The following is a 4,840-nucleotide window of genomic DNA, read 5'->3' as shown; positions in this document are numbered from 1 at the left end:
TCAATCAGCAAAAGCGCTGTAACTATTCAATCGGATATGATATTATTCAATAAATAGCGATCGCCTCAAAATCCTTTACTTTTTGATGATCTTTAAAATCAGAAATATCTTCTACAAATAAATGCTTATTATTCATTTCAAATGTGCCAAATAAAGTCGCAAAAGAAACATCAGTAGCATCCAGACCTGTACTAATTCTAATAATACCTGTAAGTGGTACTAATTTAGTCGGGTCGAACAAATACCAACGATTACCTAAATAAGCTTCAAAACAAGCATGAAAATCTGGTGGATTAAGATTATAAGCATAAGCAGAAACAAAACGAGCTGGAATATTTAATGCTCGACAAAAAGCAATTCCTAAATGAGCAAAATCACGACAAACTCCCGCTCTCTCTGTAGCAGTATCAAAAGCTGAAGTTTGGGAGTTTGTACTGCCAGATAAATATTTTACTTTGTCATAAATCCAGTCACAAATCATCATAACTCTAGAATAACCAGGGTTTATGTTTCCAAACTCTGATTCGGCTAAACCAAATAACAAATCAGACTGACAATAACGACTAGGATAAAGATAAGGAAGTGTTTCTAGAGGTAAATTAGCAGGTGGAACTTCTGGAATATTATTGTTCTTGGCATAATAATGAAATAATTCTACAGTTGCTTGATAAGAAATTTCAATTTTTCCAGCAGGGGCGTTAACTCGAATAAACCGATTTTGTTCGGTACTACTAATATATTCATCTCTTGGTAAAGATGGATTTAACTGTAGTTTTTCCTGTAAAATATTTTGACAGTGATTATTAACTACTTGAAGATTAAATAGTAAAGTTGTTGGTTGAGAAATAGTATAATTTAATTGACAACCGAGTTTGAATTTTTTCATAAATAATATTTCAGACTTCTAACTTTCGATAATAGTCGTGATTTAGTCTACTAGCTTCTAGCTTGAAAGAGCATAATTAACTATATCAAGGAAACTGAATTTGTGAATTTTAGAACTATCTTGGGACTGCTCAAACAAACTGTTCAAGAATGGCAAAAAGATAAAGCACCTATTCTAGCAGCAGCTTTAACTTATCATACATTGTTTTCCATTGCACCATTGTTCGTTATTGCAGTGGCGATCGCTGGTTTTATTTTTGGCAAATCTGCTGCTGAAGGAGAGTTAGTCACACAACTAGAAAATTTTATGGGTCAGCAAGGTGCAGAAACTATTGAAGGACTGGTAATCAATATTTCTCGTCCTGAGTCGGGTATTATTGCTACCCTGATCGGTATCGCTACTCTATTTTGGGGGGCATCAAATTTATTTGCCCAACTCAAACTCGCCTTAAATATGATTTGGAATGTTTCACCTCCACCAGACAGTGGTATTGGCAAATTTATTCAAGATCGGTTGTTGTCTGTGGCGATGGTATTAGGAGCGGGTTTAATATTAGTTTTATTATTACTAGCTAGTGCTGTATTAACAGCAATAAATCAATGGCTCAATAATATACTCAATACCCCGGATGGTCTTTGGAGTGTGATTGATATTTCTATTTCGTTTGGGATAGTAATGTTATTATTTGCTGGAATTTATAAGTTTTTACCAGATGTAAAAATAGCTTGGAGTGATATTTGGATTGGTGCTGGAATTACTGCTATATTATTCACAATTGGCAAAAGTTTAATTGGATTATATTTAGGTAATAGTGGGGTTGGTTCAGCTTATGGTTTTGCAGGTTCTTTAGTAGTATTATTATTGTGGATAAATTATTCTTGGCAAATTCTATTTTTTGGAGCAGAATTTACTCAAATTTGGGCTAATAAATATGGTTCGAGAATAGAAACTAAACATAGAAAGTTCATTAGGAATTATGATCAAAGAAGGGGTTAGGAGACAGAATTCGTTACCCCTTGAAATCCAAAAATTCACTTTTTTTCATCTTAAGGGTTTCGCTGATGCACTACCAAAGATATTATGATACTCTCAATTAGATGGTCATCGCTATCAAGAAACAATTATCTTAAGTTATAACTATGAATAATCACGAAACAGGTTATCTTTATATTGCTACTGGAGACAAGTATATGAAAGAAGCAATTGTCTCTGCTACAAGCCTGAAAAAACTAAACGCAAAGGCTCATATTACTCTGGTAACTGATAAAAACATTAATAATTCACTATTTGATGAAGTCGTTATTCGTCCTGCAGATATTAAACATTTTAAGGAAGGTTTGTTGTATAAAGTCAGGCATATTTATCATGGTTCTCCTTATGAAAAAACTTTGTTTGTTGATACAGATACATATTTTTGTGATGATTGTCAAGAAATATTTGAAACTCTAGATTTTTTTGATATGGCTGTTGCTCCAGACCCCACAGATCCTCATAAAGCAAAATCTCCTAAAACTAATAAAGTATTGGCTGCTTGTGAAACATATAATACGGGAGTTATTCTATTTAAAAAAAGCTCAAATAATGAGTTATTTTTTCAAAGATGGTTAGAGATATATGAATCAAAAATTATTAATCAAACTGTAGGAAAAGAAAACGATCAAACTTCTTTCATAGAAGCTTGGCTAGAATCTAATTGTAAAATGTATGTTCTATCTCATGCTTGGAATGCAAGGACTCCCTTCTTTTTTACTTTGAAAGATGCTGTAAAAATTATTCATGGCAGACATAGGAATTATGAAGTTATAAAAAACGAACTGAATAGATTACCAGGTCGGCAACATCGATGCTGGTTGCCAATACAAAAAAGAACTATCAAAAAGAAACAGGGATGGGAATATCAATTATCACTTATAACTGATAAAATAAAGGAGTATTTAAAGCTTTAAATGAACTGGGTCTCAAATTAGAAAACTATCAACCCGGTTTCTTGAAGAAAGCGGGTTTTGAAAGTGACAGACTATTTCACAACTAAGGTCGCTGTAACCGATATTAAAATTCCGGTGCCGAGACCTCAACTACAGGTAATTCGCACCCTGGTAACAATTCTGGAACTTGTAAAACATCTCCATCCTTAAGCACAACTTTCTCAGTATTAGGGCGATAAACTTCCATGGTGCGACTGCGAGGGTCTACTAATACTCCTACAGTCGTGCCATAAGTTAGAAACTGTTGAATTTTCTCTTGGAGTTTGGTTACAGAATCAGTCTTAGATTTGACTTCAAAAATTAGGTCGGGTACTATTTCGGTATAATTTTCTGTAGTTTGAGGTAGGCGATCGCCACGAATAAAAGCAGCGTCGGGAGCGCGAACATCTCCATCTGCATTTGGTAAACGAAAACCTGCACTGGAAGCTGTTACTCTGCCTAATTTTCGAGGTCGAACCCAGTTTAATAATAGATTAATAATCATTGCTGCTACTTCATCTGACTCTAAACCTGACGGACTCATAATGATGATTTCTCCTCCTACTAATTCTATTTGATGGTCTGGGTGTTCGCTTGTTAATTTTTCTAGGTCTTTTATTGTTAGATTTGGCATAGTTATTAATTATTTCTATTTCTAAATATACAGGAATCAGGCAAGATGCCTGTGCAACAAATATTTGATCATTGGTATTATTGAGAAATTGAAGTTACCTTAATATGAGTAACTCGGTGCATAGGTTTACTTGGTTTTTCTGTTGTTATTAATTCATCAGCATTGACAGAAATAGCAGCAGCAACATGAAGAGCATCTATGGCATTTATACCAAAATCAGAAGCTAATTTTTGTGCAGATTCTACAATTTTTTCTAGTTCGTTTGACCAGATAGTACAATTTGCAAAAAAAGTCTCATAAAAATTAACTTCAGCTAGTTGTTTATTATAAATTGCTTTGGGTAATACTTCTAATTTTACAAACGAGCTAGTGGCATATTCTCGTTGGGCGTCTTCGAGAATTTATCGTGCTTTTATTCCTATGAGGGTTTCACTTCTATATGCTTGAATAAGTACGCCAGAATCTATATAAGTTTTGATAATATTCACAGTCTTTCTCGCCTACCTTCAGCAATTTATTCTTCTATTTTATCCTTTGTTATTTTTAAGTTTGGAAGGCATCTGACGGCGAATTTCTCGTAATTTTTTACCCATTTCAGTTTTAGGTTCTATTGCTCTTTCTACTGCTTTTTGATATCTCTCATTTCTGTTGAGTAATTGGTGGCAACGCTCTGGAGTACAACCTAATTCTTTCAAAATACAAGCTTGCAAAATGAAAGAAAGGGATTCTATAAATTGATATAATTGTTCCGGTTGAGGAGCTTTTTTCTTTAAAGATTCATCGTAATGAGTGAAGTAATTTCTAGCATTCTTGACTTTAGTAGCAAATTCTTCTTTATCCTTAATTAATTGGTTGGTTATTTCTGGGATTAATTCAAGTAGTTCTATTAATCTTTCTTTTAAAGTTGGTTCATTACTATGCTGAAGTTTGGCTTTTAGCCACTCTTTATAGTCCCTAGGAACACTATCTAAGATTCTTTCTATACGCTCTTTATGCTCATCTTCTGTCAAAACATGATTTTTAATTTGACGACGATGATAAGATTCTACAGCCTGAACAAGACTGAGAAATTTATTCTCTAAATAAATATCTGGTTTGTACTTAATACTGAAGAATAAATTCACAACACTATCTATTTTTTCAACAGAATTAAACCATCTCTGCATAATTAACGAAAAGTCACTTTTAATATCAGAGAGAGAGAATAGCATCTCAAAGAATATTTCATGTTTAAAAAGTAATCTATCTAATTTTTTTCTCTCAGGATAATAGATTTTATAAATAGCTTGTATGGGAATTTCGTCTAGACTACGACGGCTATCTACTATGTCTACATCACCGTGACGGGAATAAAAT

Annotated in this window: 6 protein-coding genes; 2 read left to right on the top strand and 4 right to left on the bottom strand. The window is 33.4% G+C overall.

Translation table 11 applies throughout. The features are described from left to right. Positions 1–46 precede the first annotated feature (46 nt). Positions 47–886 (bottom strand): transglutaminase-like domain-containing protein, encoded by an 840-nt coding sequence (locus tag F6K22_RS32025; RefSeq protein ID WP_293107605.1) that lies wholly within the window; start codon positions 884–886, stop codon positions 47–49. 102 nt (positions 887–988) lie between these two features. Here F6K22_RS32025 and F6K22_RS32020 point away from each other — a divergent pair, with 102 nt between their 5' ends. Next, on the top strand, positions 989–1,882 hold the full coding sequence (locus tag F6K22_RS32020; protein WP_293107603.1) for a YihY/virulence factor BrkB family protein: 894 nt from the start codon (positions 989–991) through the stop codon (positions 1,880–1,882). A gap of 143 nt (positions 1,883–2,025) precedes the next feature. Then, the gene (locus tag F6K22_RS32015; RefSeq protein WP_293107601.1) at positions 2,026–2,832 is read left to right on the top strand and encodes a putative nucleotide-diphospho-sugar transferase; all 807 of its coding nucleotides are present in this window, start codon (positions 2,026–2,028) and stop codon (positions 2,830–2,832) included. Between the two features lie 103 nt (positions 2,833–2,935). Here F6K22_RS32015 and F6K22_RS32010 read toward each other — a convergent pair whose 3' ends face one another. From F6K22_RS32010 to F6K22_RS32000, 3 genes are all read right to left on the bottom strand, one after another. Continuing rightward, on the bottom strand, positions 2,936–3,484 hold the full coding sequence (locus F6K22_RS32010) for a Uma2 family endonuclease (protein ID WP_293107599.1): 549 nt from the start codon (positions 3,482–3,484) through the stop codon (positions 2,936–2,938). Positions 3,485–3,561: 77 nt separating this feature from the next. Beyond that, positions 3,562–3,885 carry a type II toxin-antitoxin system VapC family toxin gene (locus F6K22_RS32005; RefSeq protein ID WP_293107607.1) on the bottom strand — a complete coding sequence of 108 codons (324 nt, stop codon included), beginning with the start codon at positions 3,883–3,885 and terminating at the stop codon, positions 3,562–3,564. Positions 3,886–4,011: 126 nt separating this feature from the next. Continuing rightward, a partial coding sequence (locus tag F6K22_RS32000) for a HEPN domain-containing protein (RefSeq protein ID WP_293107597.1) occupies positions 4,012–4,840 on the bottom strand: 829 nt, incomplete at its 5' end.

It is taken from the genome of Okeania sp. SIO2F4, from assembly GCF_010672385.1.
GTDB lineage: Bacteria > Cyanobacteriota > Cyanobacteriia > Cyanobacteriales > Microcoleaceae > Trichodesmium.
This window is presented reverse-complemented; position numbering and strand designations above follow the sequence as displayed.